This window comes from Enterobacter cloacae complex sp. P6RS, from assembly GCF_014982245.1.
In the GTDB taxonomy this organism is placed as follows: Bacteria; Pseudomonadota; Gammaproteobacteria; order Enterobacterales; family Enterobacteriaceae; genus Enterobacter; species Enterobacter bugandensis.
Genome location: NZ_JADCLB010000007.1, coordinates 56,269 through 72,314, shown reverse-complemented (window position 1 = coordinate 72,314; position 16,046 = coordinate 56,269). Strand labels below are relative to the sequence as shown.

Genomic DNA, 16,046 nt, shown 5'->3' with positions numbered 1-16,046 from the left:
ACAAGAAGCCCCATATATGAAGAATGCAACGTTCTACCTTCTGGACAACGACACCCATCAGGATGGCCTCAGCGCCGTTGAACAGCTGGTGTGTGAAATTGCCGCAGAACGTTGGCGCGCAGGTAAACGCGTACTGATTGCCTGTGAAGATGAGCAGCAGGCGATTCGCCTGGATGAAGCGCTATGGGCGCGCCCGCCGGAAAGTTTTGTTCCGCATAACCTGTCGGGCGAAGGTCCACGCGGCGGGGCACCGGTCGAAATTGCCTGGCCGCAAAAGCGCAACAGCAGCGCGCGCGATATTCTCATTAGCCTGCGGACAGACTTTGCAGATTTTGCCACCGCTTTCACAGAAGTGGTAGACTTTGTCCCTTACGAAGAATCCTTGAAACAACTGGCGCGCGAACGCTATAAAGCGTACCGCCTGGCCGGTTTTAACCTGAATACGGCAACCTGGAAATAATGGAAAAGACATATAACCCACGCGATATCGAACAGCCGCTTTACGAGCACTGGGAACAGCAGGGCTATTTCAAGCCTAACGGCGACGAAAGCAAAGAGTCCTTCTGCATCATGATCCCGCCGCCGAACGTCACCGGCAGTTTGCATATGGGGCATGCTTTCCAGCAAACCATCATGGACACCATGATCCGCTACCAGCGCATGCAGGGCAAAAACACCCTGTGGCAGGCGGGGACTGACCACGCGGGTATCGCGACCCAGATGGTGGTTGAGCGTAAAATTGCCGCTGAAGAAGGTAAAACTCGTCACGACTACGGTCGCGATGCGTTCATCGACAAAATCTGGCAGTGGAAGGCAGAATCAGGCGGCACCATTACCCGTCAGATGCGCCGTCTCGGCAACTCCGTGGACTGGGAGCGCGAGCGCTTCACCATGGACGAAGGCCTGTCCAACGCCGTAAAAGAAGTGTTCGTCCGCCTGTATAAAGAAGACCTGATTTACCGCGGCAAACGCCTGGTAAACTGGGACCCGAAACTGCGTACCGCAATTTCTGACCTGGAAGTGGAAAACCGCGAGTCCAAAGGCTCCATGTGGCACATCCGCTATCCGCTGGCCGATGGCGCAAAAACCGCAGACGGTAAAGATTACCTGGTGGTGGCGACCACCCGTCCGGAAACCCTGCTGGGCGATACCGGCGTGGCCGTTAACCCGGAAGATCCGCGCTATAAAGATCTGATCGGCAAATTTGTGGTGCTGCCGCTGGTGAACCGCCGCATTCCGATTGTGGGCGACGAACACGCCGACATGGAAAAAGGCACCGGCTGCGTGAAAATCACCCCGGCGCACGACTTCAACGACTATGAAGTGGGTCGTCGTCACGCCCTGCCGATGATCAACATTCTGACCTTCGACGGCGATATCCGCGAAAGCGCAGAGGTGTACGACACCAAAGGCAACGAATCCGACGTTTACTCCAGCGAGATCCCGGCGGAGTTCCAGAAGCTGGAGCGCTTTGCTGCACGTAAAGCCATCGTAGCCGCCGTTGATGCCCTCGGCCTGCTGGAAGAGATTAAGCCTCACGATCTGACCGTGCCGTACGGCGACCGTGGCGGCGTGGTTATTGAGCCAATGCTGACCGACCAGTGGTACGTGCGTGCCGACGTGCTGGCGAAACCGGCTGTGGAAGCGGTTGAGAACGGCAGCATTCAGTTCGTGCCGAAGCAGTACGAAAACATGTACTTCTCCTGGATGCGCGACATTCAGGACTGGTGTATCTCCCGTCAGCTGTGGTGGGGTCACCGCATCCCGGCATGGTACGACAACGAAGGCAACGTCTACGTTGGCCGTAGCGAAGACGAAGTGCGCCAGGAAAACAACCTGAGCGCTGACGTTGCCCTGCGTCAGGACGAAGACGTGCTGGATACCTGGTTCTCCTCCGCGCTGTGGACCTTCTCTACCCTCGGCTGGCCGGAAAACACCGACGCGCTGCGTCAGTTCCATCCTACCAGCGTAATGGTGTCCGGCTTCGACATCATCTTCTTCTGGATTGCCCGCATGATCATGATGACCATGCACTTCATCAAAGACGAAGACGGCAAGCCGCAGGTTCCGTTCCATACCGTCTACATGACCGGCCTTATCCGCGACGACGAAGGGCAGAAGATGTCCAAGTCCAAGGGCAACGTGATTGACCCGCTGGACATGGTTGACGGGATCTCCCTGGAAGACCTGCTGGAAAAACGTACCGGCAACATGATGCAGCCGCAGCTGGCTGAGAAAATCCGCAAGCGTACCGAGAAGCAGTTCCCGAACGGGATCGAATCTCACGGTACCGACGCCCTGCGCTTCACCCTGGCGGCGCTGGCCTCGACCGGCCGTGACATCAACTGGGACATGAAGCGTCTGGAAGGTTACCGTAACTTCTGTAACAAGCTGTGGAACGCCAGCCGCTTCGTGCTGATGAACACCGAAGATCAGGATTGCGGCTTCAACGGCGGCGAGATGACCCTGTCTCTGGCGGACCGCTGGATCCTGGCGGAATTTAACCAGACGGTGAAAGCCTTCCGCGAGGCGCTGGACAGCTACCGCTTCGATATCGCAGCGGGCATTCTGTACGAATTCACCTGGAACCAGTTCTGCGACTGGTATCTGGAGCTGGCGAAGCCGGTCATGAACGGCGGTTCTGAAGCAGAGCTGCGCGGCACGCGCAACACGCTGATTACCGTCCTGGAAGGCCTGCTGCGCCTGGCGCATCCGGTTATTCCATTCATCACCGAGACCATCTGGCAGCGCGTGAAGGTCATTGCGGGCATCAACGCCGATACCATCATGCTGCAGCCGTTCCCGGAATTCGATGCGGCTAAGGTTGATGAAGCCGCGTCAGCGGATACCGAGTGGCTGAAGCAGGCGATCGTTGCGGTACGTAACATCCGTGCCGAAATGAACATCGCCCCGGGTAAACCCCTGGAGCTGCTGCTGCGCGGTTGCAGCGACGCTGCCGTTCGTCGCGTCACCGAGAACAACACCTTCCTGAAAACCATGGCGCGTCTGGAAAGCATCACCGTGCTGCCTGCCGATGACAAGGGTCCGGTTTCCGTGACTAAAATTATCGACGGTGCGGAGCTGCTGATCCCGATGGCGGGCCTGGTCGACAAAGACGCAGAGCTGGCGCGTCTGGCGAAAGAAGTGGCGAAGGTCGACGTGGAAATTGACAAAATCGAAAGTAAGCTGGCGAACGAAGGCTTTGTTGCCCGCGCGCCGGAAGCTGTCATTGCCAAAGAGCGTGAGCGTCTGGTTGCCTTCGCCGATGCGAAGACCAAACTGATCGAGCAGCAGGCCGTTATCGCGGCCCTGTAATGCTTTTACCCCTTACGCTTCAGGGCGTAAGGGGTAACCTTCCTGAAAACTCCTCGCTTGCACTCCCTTTTCTGCGGTGCTATTAACAGCAACTGTGTGTCAATTTTTGTAATGAGTAATGCTATGAGCGTGATTACCCCCGTCGCGACGACGATGCGTCGGATCACTGAGCAGGACAATCCGGCTATCGCCGCCGTTATCCGCACCGTTTCTGCAGAGTATGGGCTGACGGCGGATAAAGGTTACACCGTTGCCGACCCGAATCTTGACGAACTGTTTAAGCTGTACAGCCAGCCGGGCCACGCCTACTGGGTCATTGAGCAGGACGGCCAGGTTGTGGGCGGCGGCGGTGTTGCACCGCTGAGCTGCAGCGAGCCGGATATCTGTGAGCTGCAGAAAATGTATTTCCTGCCGTCGGTTCGTGGACAGGGTCTGGCGAAGAAGCTGGCGCTGGTCGCCCTGGAGCACGCGCGCAATCAGGGTTTTAAACGCTGCTACCTCGAAACCACCGCCTTCCTCAAAGAGGCCATCGGCCTGTATGAACATCTGGGCTTTGAGCATATCGATGCGCCGCTGGGCTGCACGGGCCACGTTGACTGCGAAGTCAGAATGCTGAAAAGTCTGTAAGTTTCGTTCCTGCCCCCTTCTGTTAAGCGGCTGTAAACTGAATGCTCTACACTCTCAGTTCACACCACAACGGGGGAAATACGATGTCGAAGATAAAAAGCTACGCCGCACCGCAGGCGGGTGCAGAACTTGAGCTGTACGAGTACGATGCGGGCGAACTAAAAGCAGAAGACGTCGAAGTACAGGTTGATTACTGCGGGGTCTGCCACTCAGATCTCTCGATGATCGACAACGAATGGGGCTTCTCCAGCTATCCGCTGGTTGCCGGGCACGAAGTGATTGGCCGCGTCGTCGCGCTCGGCAGCGCCGCGCAGGACAAAGGGCTGAAGGTTGGCCAGCGCGTGGGCATTGGCTGGACAGCACGCAGCTGCGGCCACTGCGACGCCTGTATCAGCGGCAACCAGATCAACTGCCTTGAAGGCGCAGTGCCCACCATCCTGAACAAGGGCGGTTTCGCCGATAAGCTGCGCGCCGACTGGCAATGGGTCATCCCGCTGCCGGACAGCATTGATATTGAATCTGCTGGTCCACTGCTGTGCGGCGGGATCACCGTCTTTAAACCGCTGCTGATGCACCACGTCACCGCCACCAGCCGCGTGGGCGTGATCGGTATCGGCGGTCTGGGCCACATCGCCATCAAGCTGCTGCACGCGATGGGCTGTGAAGTGACGGCGTTTAGCTCGAACCCGGCGAAGGAGAAAGAAGTGCTGGCAATGGGCGCGGACAAAGTCGTGAACAGCCGCGATCCGGACGCGCTGAACGCGCTGGCTGGGCAGTTTGACCTGATCATCAACACCGTGAACGTCGATCTCAACTGGCAGCCGTACTTTGAAGCGCTGGCCTACGGCGGTAACTTCCACACCGTGGGTGCGGTGATGAAGCCGCTGCCGGTTCCGGCCTTTACCCTGATCGGCGGGGATCGCAGCGTGTCAGGCTCCGCGACCGGTACGCCATACGAGCTGCGCAAGCTGATGAAGTTTGCCGGCCGCACCAAAGTGACGCCGACCACCGAGCTGTATCCAATGTCGAAAATTAACGAAGCCATCCAGCACGTGCGCGACGGCAAAGCCCGTTATCGCGTGGTGTTGAAAGCGGATTTCTGATGTGAGTTTGCCGGGTGGCGGCTTCGCCTGACCCGGCCTACTTTTGCTACTGCGCCAATGTATTAAACACTTCCGCCACCGCGACCGCCCCCGGGTCCATTACCCCATCCAGATTCTCTTTATTCACATACGATGAGCGCCCTGCTCCGGCTTTCGCCATTTTCGCCGTTGCCTCCGCTCCCTGCTGCGCAGCCTGCGCTGCCGCCTGAAGATCTTTTTTCTTCAAGGCTTCCAGCGCCGGTTGCAGCGCATCGATCAGCGTACGATCGCCGAGATCTGCCCCGCCATACTGCTTCATCTGCGCCAGTCCGCTCAGCAATGCTTCAGGTAGCGGCTGTCCATCGTGAAGCTTTTGCCCCGCCGCCGTGAAGAAGATCGACATGAGTACACCGCTCGATCCGCCCATCACCGTGGCCAGTCGTTCCCCCACCAGCAACAGCAGCTTAGGCACGTCATTCAGCGGGAGAGTGTTTTCTTCCAGGCGCTGCGCAATATCCCGTGCACCTTGCGCAAACGTAGAGCCGGTATCGCCATCGCCCACTTTGGCATCCAGCGCATTCAGGCGGTTTTCAAGCTGTATGAGCGTCTTCGTCACCTGTGAAACAGACTCCTTCACCTGCGGATTGTCGGACGCGGCATATTCCACGCTATCGTGAATAGCGCTTTGCGGAACGGTACGCAGAGGGGCAAACGCCACAGGCTTCTGCCAGCCCAGCGTCTCGACCTCGGCGTGAATCGCCTTTTCAAAGTAATCGTTGAGCTTTAGCAGCGTCAGAGAAAAGCCCTTCATATCCAGCGCGCTCACCAGCGGCGCAGGGCCAATCAGGTACGCAATATTCTCTTTCAGCGCTGAATGTGCCAGCTCTTTGGTGAGCAAAGCCATCTCCAGCGCGGACACGCCGCCGAGGTTGTTGATCAGCACCGCGAAACGCCCCTCGCCCGCCTGCGCTTTGAGCGGCGACACCAGCGTGTCGATAATCGCTTTGCTGTTTTGCGTATCAACCACCGAGGCACCCGGCTCCCCGTGGATCCCCAGCCCCAGCTCGACATGGCCCTGCTTGATGCGCCCCTCTTCATCGTCGCTGCCCGGCAGGTTGCAGGTTTGCATCGCAACGCCCAGGCTCCAGAGGTTATCGCAGGCCTGCTGCGCAATATCCCGCACCTCGCTCAGCGATTTTCCTTGCTCCGCTGCATAGCCCGCAATCTTGTGCACCAGCGCCGTGCCGGCAATGCCGCGCGGCTGCTTGTTGTCGGGCAGCGCGATATCGTCCGCCACAATCACCATCTCGACCTTCAGGCCGTAGCGTTTGGCCTTTTCTGCCGCCAGGCCAAAGTTAAGCCGGTCACCGGTATAGTTTTTGACGATCAGCAGGCAGCCGCGATCGCCCGTCACCGCCACAATAGCGTTCAGCACCGCATCCACGCTCGGGGAGGCGAACAGATCGCCACACACTGCCGCCGTCAGCATGCCTTTACCGACAAATCCGGCGTGCGCCGGTTCGTGCCCGGAGCCACCGCCGGAGATCACCGCCACGCGGCTTTTATCCCAGTCGCCGCGGGCGACAACCCTGATAGCTGGATCGATATCAAGTTTGACGAGATTCGCATGTGGCGCAGAAAGCAGTATGCCTTCAATGGCGTCGTTGACCAGCTGTTTGCGATCGTTAAAGAAGAATCTGGACATTGTTTTCCACTATTTTATGAACCGTATGCAAAAGCATAGTCCGCGCTGGACAATGCGCCGCAAAGTCAGCAATTTACTCAACCATTTTGCCGTCAGGTTGCCTATACTCCACCCAGGACTAAGAGAGGAAGCGCATCATGAGTACACCATTGTTAATTGCCCGGACGCTGGAAAAAGAGCTGTATCTACTGCCCGCGATGGCGAACCGCCACGGTCTGATTACCGGCGCCACCGGCACAGGGAAAACAGTCACTCTCCAGAAGCTGGCGGAGTCACTTTCAGAGATTGGCGTGCCGGTCTTTATGGCTGACGTAAAAGGCGATTTAACCGGTGTGGCTCAGGAGGGTACCGCTTCTGAAAAACTGCTCGAACGACTGAAGAATATTGGCATTACGGACTGGACGCCGCACGGCAACCCGGTGGTGGTCTGGGACATCTTCGGTGAGAAAGGCCACCCGGTACGCGCCACCGTTTCCGATCTCGGCCCGCTGCTGCTGGCCCGCCTGCTAAACCTCAACGACGTGCAGTCCGGCGTGCTGAATATCATCTTCCGTATCGCCGACGATCAGGGGCTGCTGCTGCTCGATTTCAAAGATCTGCGCGCCATTACCCAGTACATCGGCGATAACGCCAAATCTTTCCAGAACCAGTACGGCAATATCAGCAGCGCCTCTGTCGGTGCCATTCAGCGTGGGCTACTGACGCTGGAGCAGCAGGGCGCCGAACACTTCTTCGGCGAGCCGATGCTGGATATTAAAGACTGGATGCGCACCGACAGCAGCGGCAAAGGCATCATCAACATTCTGAGTTCAGAGAAGCTCTACCAGATGCCAAAGCTTTACGCCGCCAGCCTGCTGTGGATGCTCTCCGAACTGTACGAGCAGTTACCGGAAGCGGGCGATCTGGAAAAACCCAAACTGGTCTTCTTCTTTGACGAAGCACACCTGCTGTTTAACGACGCGCCGCAGGTGCTGCTGGATAAAATTGAACAGGTTATCCGCCTGATCCGCTCCAAAGGGGTCGGCGTCTGGTTTGTGTCGCAAAACCCGTCGGATATTCCTGACAATGTGCTGGGCCAGCTGGGTAACCGCGTGCAGCATGCCCTGCGCGCCTTTACGCCGAAGGATCAGAAAGCGGTGAAAGCCGCCGCGCAAACCATGCGTGCCAATCCGGCCTTTGATACCGAAGCCGCGATTCAGGCGCTGGGCACCGGTGAAGCGCTGATCTCGTTCCTGGATGCCAAGGGCAGCCCGTCCGTGGTGGAACGCGCTATGGTGATCGCGCCCTGCTCGCGCATGGGGCCGGTTACCGACGATGAACGTAACAGCCTGATTAATCACTCCCCGGTGTACGGCAAGTATGAAGACGAGGTGGATCGGGAGTCTGCGTTCGAGATGCTGCAAAAAGGGGTACAGGCAACCACCGAATCGCAGGATGCTCCACCCGCTAAGGGCCAGTCAGTCGCAGTGGATGACGGCATTCTCGGCGGGCTAAAAGACATTTTGTTTGGCACAACCGGACCGCGCGGCGGCAAGCGCGACGGCGTGGTACAGACTATGGCGAAAAGCGCCGCGCGGCAGGTCACCAATCAGATTGTGCGCGGCATGCTGGGGAGTCTGCTAGGCGGCCGCCGTCGATAGGCGGGGAACCCACGGGCGGCCCAGCGCCGAACCCTGTACGCCGTTTTCCTGAAGATAGCGGTCGATTTCCACCATCCCCGTCCACCGGTTCTCGCACCAGAGCGGTGCCAGAAGCGTTGGACGGCGGGCGCTGGCGGAGATGCGGTGATAGACAATCTCCGGCGGCGTGTGGCGAATCATCTCTCCCGCCGTCACCGTATAGTCGTCGAGCTCGATACTGCTTAACCGCCCGGCTTCCCAGGCTTTCGCCATTATGCTTCCCTTCACGATATGCAGCGGGTGCAGCTTAATGCCGTCTACGCCGGTTTCCACGACTTTTTCCAGCGTCTCCAGGCCATGCTGCTGCCCTTCTCCGGGCAAGCCGACAATCAAATGCGAACAGACTTTCAGGCCACGCTCGCGGGCGAGACGCGTGGTGCGCTGGTAGCAGGCGAAATCATGCCCACGATTGATACGGTGCAGGGTTTTATCGTGCGCGGTCTGCAAGCCCAGCTCCAGCCAGATCTCATAGCCCTTCTCTCTGTACTCGCTAAGTAAATCCAGCACCGCCTCCGGTACGCAGTCCGGGCGCGTACCCACGCACAGCCCGACAATGTTCGCCTGAGCAACCGCCTGCTGGTACATGGAACGCAGCACCTGCACCTCCGCCCACGTGCTGGTGTAGGCCTGGAAATAGGCCAGATACTGCTTCGCGCGGTTCACCAGGCTGGCCTGATGGGCGAGCTGTTCCGCGATGGATTTATGCTGCTGGGCTTCGTCAGCAAACGACGCAACGTTACAGAAGGTGCAGCCGCCGCGCCCGATGGTGCCGTCGCGGTTCGGGCAGCTAAAGCCGCCGTGCAGCGTCAGCTTATGCACCTTTTGACCGTACCGCTGCAAAAGATCCCCACCAAACATATTGACTAATTTCTGTAACTGCATAATCTGATAGACCGTCCCGAAGAAAGGGGACAAGCCTGCCATTTTTAGCCTCTGTCGGCGATGACCTGGATCAATCGCCCTGGACGGCCTTTATCCATTTGAATAAATAATCAAGATTACCGAGATTTCATTCACCCGCCACGTAATTACTTTTCCTTATGTTCTGATGGTTTTTTTCATTTATAGCGCCATGACTGAAAAACAGTGATTTTATGCGGGTTCGAACACTGTACCAGATTATTATTCTGCCATAAATCCGCATTTCAGCACGCTGCATCAATAATACCGCTTTCATATAGTGAGTCAGATCACACTCCCCTGCACCTTCCTGGCGCTTTCAGCGGTTGTAAAATTAGTAAAATAACCAATAAAAACAAAAAGATAATTACGCTTTAGCACATTTTTGTATAAATAAGATTGCCATTTGACCTGTGTACCAATTCCCGATAAGTTGGAAATCCGCTGGAAGCTTTCTGGATGAGCGGCCTGCTCATCATATTTATGCAGTAATTGAGATTCCCTCTGAAGCAAGTCCTCAAACTTGTTTACCTGCGCGAAAGGATGAAAAAGAGGGCGAATGCGAGGTCCGCGTATGAAACGCTAACCCCGTCGCCATGCTCTTTCTGCGCCTGTGCGCCACGGTAAAGTTCAGTGGGAAGCCCGACGAGCCTGGGGAGGTTCACTGATATGTTGTACGATAAATCCCTTGAGAAGGATAACTGTGGTTTCGGCCTGATCGCCCACATAGAAGGCGAACCTAGCCACAAGGTAGTGCGTACCGCTATTCACGCACTGGCCCGTATGCAGCACCGTGGCGCCATCCTGGCCGATGGTAAAACCGGCGACGGTTGCGGCCTGCTGCTGCAAAAACCGGATCGTTTCTTCCGCATCGTGGCGGAAGAGCGCGGCTGGCGTTTAGCCAAAAACTACGCTGTCGGCATGCTGTTCCTGAATCAGGATCCTGAAAAAGCTGCCGCCTCACGCCGCATCGTTGAAGAAGAACTTCAGCGCGAAACCCTGTCGATTGTCGGCTGGCGCGATGTGCCAACCAACGAAGGGGTACTCGGTGAAATCGCCCTCTCCTCGCTGCCTCGTATTGAGCAGATTTTCGTTAACGCGCCTGCGGGCTGGCGTCCGCGCGATATGGAACGCCGTCTGTTTATCGCCCGTCGCCGCATTGAAAAACGTCTCCAGGACGATAAAGAGTTCTACGTCTGTAGCCTCTCTAACCTGGTGAACATCTATAAAGGTCTGTGTATGCCGGCTGACCTGCCGCGCTTCTACCTGGACCTGGCGGACCTGCGTCTGGAATCGGCCATTTGCCTGTTCCACCAGCGCTTCTCCACCAACACCGTACCACGCTGGCCGCTGGCTCAGCCGTTCCGCTACCTGGCGCACAACGGCGAGATCAACACCATCACCGGCAACCGCCAGTGGGCGCGTGCTCGTACCTATAAGTTCCAGACCCCTCTGATCCCTGACCTGCACGATGCCGCGCCGTTCGTGAACGAAACCGGCTCTGACTCCAGCTCCATGGATAACATGCTGGAACTGCTGCTGGCGGGCGGGATGGATATCGTGCGCGCCATGCGTCTGCTCGTGCCGCCGGCCTGGCAGAACAACCCGGATATGGATCCGGAGCTGCGCGCGTTCTTCGACTTTAACTCCATGCACATGGAGCCGTGGGACGGTCCGGCAGGTATCGTGATGTCCGACGGTCGCTTCGCTGCGTGTAACCTGGACCGTAACGGCCTGCGTCCGGCGCGCTACGTCATCACCAAAGATAAACTCATCACCTGCGCCTCTGAAGTGGGGATCTGGGATTACCAGCCTGACGAAGTGGTCGAGAAAGGCCGCGTCGGTCCGGGCGAGCTGATGGTGATCGATACCCGCGGCGGCCGTATTCTGCACTCTGCGGAAACCGATAACGATCTGAAAAGCCGCCATCCGTATAAAGAGTGGATGGCGAAAAACGTCCGTCGCCTGGTGCCGTTCGAAGATCTGTCTGACGACGAAGTGGGCAGCCGCGAGATGGACGACGATACCCTCGCAAGCTTCCAGAAGCAGTTTAACTACAGCGCGGAAGAGCTGGACTCGGTTATTCGCGTGCTCGGCGAAAACGGCCAGGAAGCGGTCGGCTCGATGGGTGACGATACCCCATTTGCCGTGCTCTCCAGCCAGCCGCGCATCATCTATGATTACTTCCGTCAGCAGTTTGCGCAGGTGACCAACCCGCCAATCGATCCGCTGCGTGAAGCCCACGTGATGTCGCTGGCCACCAGCATCGGCCGTGAGATGAACGTCTTCTGCGAAGCCGAAGGCCAGGCGCACCGTCTGACCTTTAAATCGCCGATCCTGCTGTACTCTGATTTTAAACAGCTCACCACCATGACCGAGGAGCACTACCGCGCCGACACGCTCGATATCACCTTCGACGTGACCGAAACGAGCCTCGAAGAGACGGTGAATGCGCTGTGTGACAAAGCCGAGCAGATGGTGCGTAACGGCACCGTTCTGCTGGTGCTGTCTGACCGTAACATTGCGAAAAACCGTCTGCCGGTGCCTGCGCCAATGGCGGTGGGGGCTATCCAGACGCGTCTGGTCGACAAGAGCCTGCGCTGCGATGCCAACATCATTGTTGAAACCGCCAGCGCCCGCGATCCGCACCACTTTGCCGTGCTGTTAGGCTTTGGTGCGACGGCGATCTACCCGTACCTGGCCTACGAAACGCTGGCCCGTCTGGTGGATACCCGCGCGATCGACAAAGACTACCGCGCAGTGATGCTGAACTACCGTAACGGCATCAACAAAGGCCTGTACAAGATCATGTCCAAAATGGGCATCTCGACCATCGCCTCTTACCGCTGCTCGAAGCTGTTTGAAGCGGTCGGCCTGCATGACGATGTCGCCAACCTCTGCTTCCAGGGCGTGGTCAGCCGCATCGGCGGGGCCGGTTTTGCTGACTTCCAGCAGGATCTGGTGAACCTGTCGAAGCGCGCCTGGCTGGCACGTAAGCCGCTGGAACAGGGCGGCCTGCTGAAATACGTTCACGGCGGCGAATATCACGCCTACAACCCGGACGTGGTGCGCACGCTGCAACAGGCGGTACAGAGCGGCGAATACAGCGATTATCAGCAGTATGCCGAGCTGGTGAACAACCGTCCGGCAGCGACGCTGCGCGACCTTATTGCCCTCAATCCGGGCGATGAAGCGGTCAGCGTTGACGAAGTTGAGCCTGCATCCGAACTGTTCAAACGCTTCGATACCGCGGCGATGTCCATCGGCGCGCTGAGCCCGGAAGCGCACGAAGCGCTGGCGGAAGCCATGAACAGCATCGGCGGCAACTCCAACTCCGGCGAGGGCGGTGAAGATCCGGCCCGTTACGGCACCAACAAAGTGTCGCGCATCAAGCAGGTGGCGTCCGGCCGCTTTGGCGTAACCCCTGCCTACCTGGTTAACGCCGATGTGATCCAGATTAAGGTCGCTCAGGGTGCAAAACCGGGCGAAGGCGGTCAGCTGCCGGGTGATAAAGTCACCCCGTACATCGCCAAACTGCGCTACTCGGTGCCGGGCGTGACGCTGATTTCCCCGCCGCCGCACCACGATATCTACTCTATCGAGGATCTGGCGCAGCTCATTTTCGACCTGAAGCAGGTCAACCCGAAAGCGATGATCTCCGTGAAGCTGGTTTCCGAGCCGGGCGTCGGCACCATCGCCACCGGCGTGGCGAAAGCCTATGCGGATCTGATCACCATTGCCGGCTATGACGGCGGCACCGGCGCAAGCCCGCTCTCCTCAGTGAAATACGCGGGCTGCCCGTGGGAGCTTGGCCTGGTGGAAACCCAGCAGGCGCTGGTGGCTAACGGTCTGCGTCACAAGATCCGTTTGCAGGTGGACGGCGGTCTGAAAACCGGCCTCGACATCATCAAAGCGGCGATTCTGGGTGCGGAAAGCTTCGGCTTCGGTACCGGCCCGATGGTTGCGCTCGGCTGTAAATACCTGCGTATTTGCCACCTGAACAACTGCGCAACCGGCGTTGCAACCCAGGACGAGAAGCTGCGTAAGAATCACTATCATGGCCTGCCGTTCAAAGTGACCAACTACTTTGACTTCATCGCCCGTGAAACCCGCGAGCTGATGGCGCAGCTGGGCGTGAAGCGTCTGGTGGATCTGATTGGCCGTACCGACCTGCTGAAAGAGCTGGAAGGCTTCACCGCCAAGCAGCAGAAGCTGGAGCTGTCTAAGCTGCTGGAAACGGCTGAGCCGCATCCTGGCAAAGCGGTTTACTGCACCGAGAACAACCCGCCGTTCGACAACGGCGTGCTGAACGCGCAGCTGCTGCAACAGGCGAAGCCGTATGTGGACGAGAAGCAGAGCAAAACGTTCTGGTTTGATATCCGCAACACCGACCGTTCCGTGGGTGCATCGCTCTCCGGCTACATCGCGCAGACGCACGGTGACCAGGGGCTGGCGTCGGATCCGATTACCGCACACTTTAGCGGTACCGCGGGTCAGAGCTTCGGCGTGTGGAACGCAGGCGGCGTTGAGCTCTATCTGACCGGCGACGCCAACGACTACGTCGGTAAAGGCATGGCGGGCGGTCTGCTGGCGGTGCGTCCTCCGGTCGGTTCAGCCTTCCGCAGCCATGAAGCCAGCATCATCGGCAACACCTGTCTGTACGGTGCGACCGGCGGTCGTCTGTTTGCCGCGGGCCGTGCGGGCGAGCGTTTTGCGGTGCGTAACTCCGGTGCCATCACCGTGGTGGAAGGCATCGGCGATAACGGCTGCGAATACATGACGGGCGGAATTGTGTGCGTCCTGGGTAAAACCGGCGTGAACTTTGGCGCCGGCATGACGGGCGGTTTTGCCTACGTGCTGGATGAAGACGGTGAGTTCCGCAAGCGCGTGAACCCGGAACTGGTGGAAGTGCTGGACGTTGATTCGCTGGCCATTCACGAAGAACACCTGCGCGGTTTGATTACCGAACACGTGCAGCATACCGGTTCTTCGCGCGGCGAAGAGATCCTGGCGAACTGGCCAGCGTTCTCTGCGAAATTCGCGCTGGTTAAGCCGAAGTCCAGCGATGTTAAAGCCCTGTTGGGTCACCGTAGTCGTAGCGCAGCAGAGCTGCGCGTGCAGGCGCAGTAAGGAATTCAGATGAGCCAGAACGTATACCAGTTTATCGACCTGCAGCGTGTTGATCCGCCAAAGAAACCGCTGAAGATCCGTAAAATTGAATTTGTTGAAATCTATGAGCCGTTTTCAGAAGGCCAGGCCAAAGCACAGGCAGACCGCTGCCTGTCCTGCGGTAACCCTTACTGCGAATGGAAATGTCCGGTCCATAACTACATTCCGAACTGGCTGAAGCTGGCCAACGAAGGGCGTATTTTTGAAGCCGCCGAGCTGTCTCACCAGACCAATACCCTGCCGGAAGTGTGCGGCCGCGTGTGTCCTCAGGATCGCCTGTGCGAAGGCTCCTGTACGCTTAACGACGAGTTTGGCGCGGTGACCATCGGCAACATCGAACGCTATATCAACGATAAAGCCTTCGAGATGGGCTGGCGTCCGGATATGACCGGCGTGAAGCAAACCGACAAGCGCGTGGCGATCGTCGGCGCGGGTCCGGCAGGCCTGGCCTGTGCGGACGTACTGACACGCAACGGCGTGAAGGCGGTGGTTTTTGACCGTCACCCGGAAATCGGCGGCCTGCTGACCTTCGGTATCCCGGCCTTCAAGCTGGAAAAAGAGGTAATGACCCGCCGCCGTGAAATCTTCACCGGCATGGGCATTGAGTTCAAACTCAACACCGAAGTGGGCCGCGACGTGCAGCTCGACGACCTGCTGAAGGATTACGACGCCGTGTTCCTGGGCGTGGGTACCTATCAGTCCATGCGCGGTGGTCTTGAGAACGAAGATGCGCCGGGCGTTTACGACGCGCTGCCGTTCCTGATTGCTAACACCAAACAGTTGATGGGCTACGGCGAAACTGCCGACGAGCCGTTTGTCAGCATGGAAGGTAAACGCGTTGTCGTGCTGGGCGGCGGTGATACCGCGATGGACTGCGTGCGTACGTCCATTCGTCAGAACGCGGCGCACGTCATCTGTGCTTACCGTCGTGACGAAGAGAACATGCCGGGCTCTAAGCGCGAAGTGAAAAACGCGCGTGAAGAGGGCGTGGAGTTCCAGTTCAACATCCAGCCTCTGGGCATTGAAGTGAACGCCAACGGTAAGGTAAGCGGCGTGAAGATGGCGCGCACGGAGATGGGTGCGCCGGATGCAAAAGGCCGTCGTCGCGCGGAGATCGTGGCTGGCTCTGAGCACGTGATCCCGGCCGACGCCGTGGTGATGGCGTTTGGTTTCCGCCCTCACAGCATGGAGTGGCTGGCGAAGCACAGCGTAGAGCTGGACTCACAGGGCCGCGTGATTGCGCCGGAAGGCAGCGACAACGCCTTCCAGACCAGCAACCCAAAAATCTTCGCCGGTGGCGATATCGTTCGCGGTTCAGACCTGGTGGTTACCGCGATTGCCGAAGGGCGTAAAGCGGCTGACGGGATCATGAACTTCCTGGAAGTGTAAGCCCCTCTGACTCCCCGGCAGAAGCATAAAGCGGAACGCCGGGGAGCCTGTTTTCAGTAACCTCCCCTTCAGTTAACGATACCCATTTCCCCACAAATGTAGTGTAAACCCCGGACGTAAACGTTTGCATTGATGAAAAAAATGGATATTATGCGGCGGATTTTTTGGCCAAAATTCAAG

The 16,046-nt window shown here is 58.1% G+C and carries 9 protein-coding genes; 7 read left to right on the top strand and 2 right to left on the bottom strand.

Going from position 1 to position 16,046, the window contains the following annotated elements:
- The first annotated feature begins 16 nt into the window (after positions 1–16).
- From holC to INF73_RS04365, 4 genes are all read left to right on the top strand, one after another.
- Positions 17–460 (top strand): DNA polymerase III subunit chi, encoded by a 444-nt coding sequence (holC, locus tag INF73_RS04380; RefSeq protein ID WP_003861884.1) that lies wholly within the window; start codon positions 17–19, stop codon positions 458–460.
- Positions 460–3,315, top strand: coding sequence for a valine--tRNA ligase (locus tag INF73_RS04375; RefSeq protein WP_193541604.1), 2,856 nt, complete (start codon positions 460–462; stop codon positions 3,313–3,315). The genes holC and INF73_RS04375 overlap by 1 nt, the downstream gene beginning before the upstream one ends.
- A 123-nt stretch (positions 3,316–3,438) precedes the next feature.
- A complete protein-coding gene (locus tag INF73_RS04370; protein ID WP_063943739.1) occupies positions 3,439–3,942 on the top strand; it encodes a GNAT family N-acetyltransferase in 504 nt (167 codons plus the stop codon).
- Between the two features lie 83 nt (positions 3,943–4,025).
- The gene (locus INF73_RS04365) at positions 4,026–5,045 is read left to right on the top strand and encodes an NAD(P)-dependent alcohol dehydrogenase (RefSeq protein ID WP_028014580.1); all 1,020 of its coding nucleotides are present in this window, start codon (positions 4,026–4,028) and stop codon (positions 5,043–5,045) included.
- 46 nt (positions 5,046–5,091) lie between these two features.
- Here INF73_RS04365 and INF73_RS04360 read toward each other — a convergent pair whose 3' ends face one another.
- Positions 5,092–6,729, bottom strand: a complete 1,638-nt coding sequence (locus INF73_RS04360) for a dihydroxyacetone kinase subunit DhaK (RefSeq protein WP_048999213.1) — start codon at positions 6,727–6,729, stop codon at positions 5,092–5,094.
- A 137-nt stretch (positions 6,730–6,866) separates the two neighbouring features.
- Here INF73_RS04360 and INF73_RS04355 point away from each other — a divergent pair, with 137 nt between their 5' ends.
- Entirely contained in the window at positions 6,867–8,369 is a 1,503-nt protein-coding gene (locus INF73_RS04355) for a helicase HerA-like C-terminal domain-containing protein (protein ID WP_041907858.1), read from the top strand.
- Here the strand turns inward: INF73_RS04355 and INF73_RS04350 are convergent.
- Complete coding sequence (locus INF73_RS04350; protein ID WP_102863688.1) at positions 8,349–9,290, bottom strand: TIGR01212 family radical SAM protein; 942 nt, start codon at positions 9,288–9,290, stop codon at positions 8,349–8,351. The two genes, INF73_RS04355 and INF73_RS04350, sit on opposite strands and share 21 nt — an antisense overlap.
- A gap of 687 nt (positions 9,291–9,977) precedes the next feature.
- Here INF73_RS04350 and gltB point away from each other — a divergent pair.
- Both gltB and gltD read left to right on the top strand, forming a co-directional pair.
- Positions 9,978–14,438: a glutamate synthase large subunit gene (gltB, locus tag INF73_RS04345; protein WP_126327072.1), complete on the top strand. Its 4,461-nt coding sequence runs from the start codon at positions 9,978–9,980 to the stop codon at positions 14,436–14,438.
- A 9-nt stretch (positions 14,439–14,447) separates the two neighbouring features.
- Positions 14,448–15,866: a glutamate synthase subunit GltD gene (gene gltD, locus INF73_RS04340; RefSeq protein ID WP_041907852.1), complete on the top strand. Its 1,419-nt coding sequence runs from the start codon at positions 14,448–14,450 to the stop codon at positions 15,864–15,866.
- Positions 15,867–16,046: the final 180 nt, after the last annotated feature.

Coding starts and splice junctions, on each gene's coding strand:
- holC (WP_003861884.1), top strand. CDS start 17: ATGAAGAATGCAACGTTCTACCTTCTGGACAACGACACCCATCAGGAT.
- INF73_RS04360 (WP_048999213.1), bottom strand. CDS start 6,729: ATGTCCAGATTCTTCTTTAACGATCGCAAACAGCTGGTCAACGACGCC.
- INF73_RS04365 (WP_028014580.1), top strand. CDS start 4,026: ATGTCGAAGATAAAAAGCTACGCCGCACCGCAGGCGGGTGCAGAACTT.
- INF73_RS04350 (WP_102863688.1), bottom strand. CDS start 9,290: ATGCAGTTACAGAAATTAGTCAATATGTTTGGTGGGGATCTTTTGCAG.
- INF73_RS04375 (WP_193541604.1), top strand. CDS start 460: ATGGAAAAGACATATAACCCACGCGATATCGAACAGCCGCTTTACGAG.
- gltD (WP_041907852.1), top strand. CDS start 14,448: ATGAGCCAGAACGTATACCAGTTTATCGACCTGCAGCGTGTTGATCCG.
- gltB (WP_126327072.1), top strand. CDS start 9,978: ATGTTGTACGATAAATCCCTTGAGAAGGATAACTGTGGTTTCGGCCTG.
- INF73_RS04355 (WP_041907858.1), top strand. CDS start 6,867: ATGAGTACACCATTGTTAATTGCCCGGACGCTGGAAAAAGAGCTGTAT.
- INF73_RS04370 (WP_063943739.1), top strand. CDS start 3,439: ATGAGCGTGATTACCCCCGTCGCGACGACGATGCGTCGGATCACTGAG.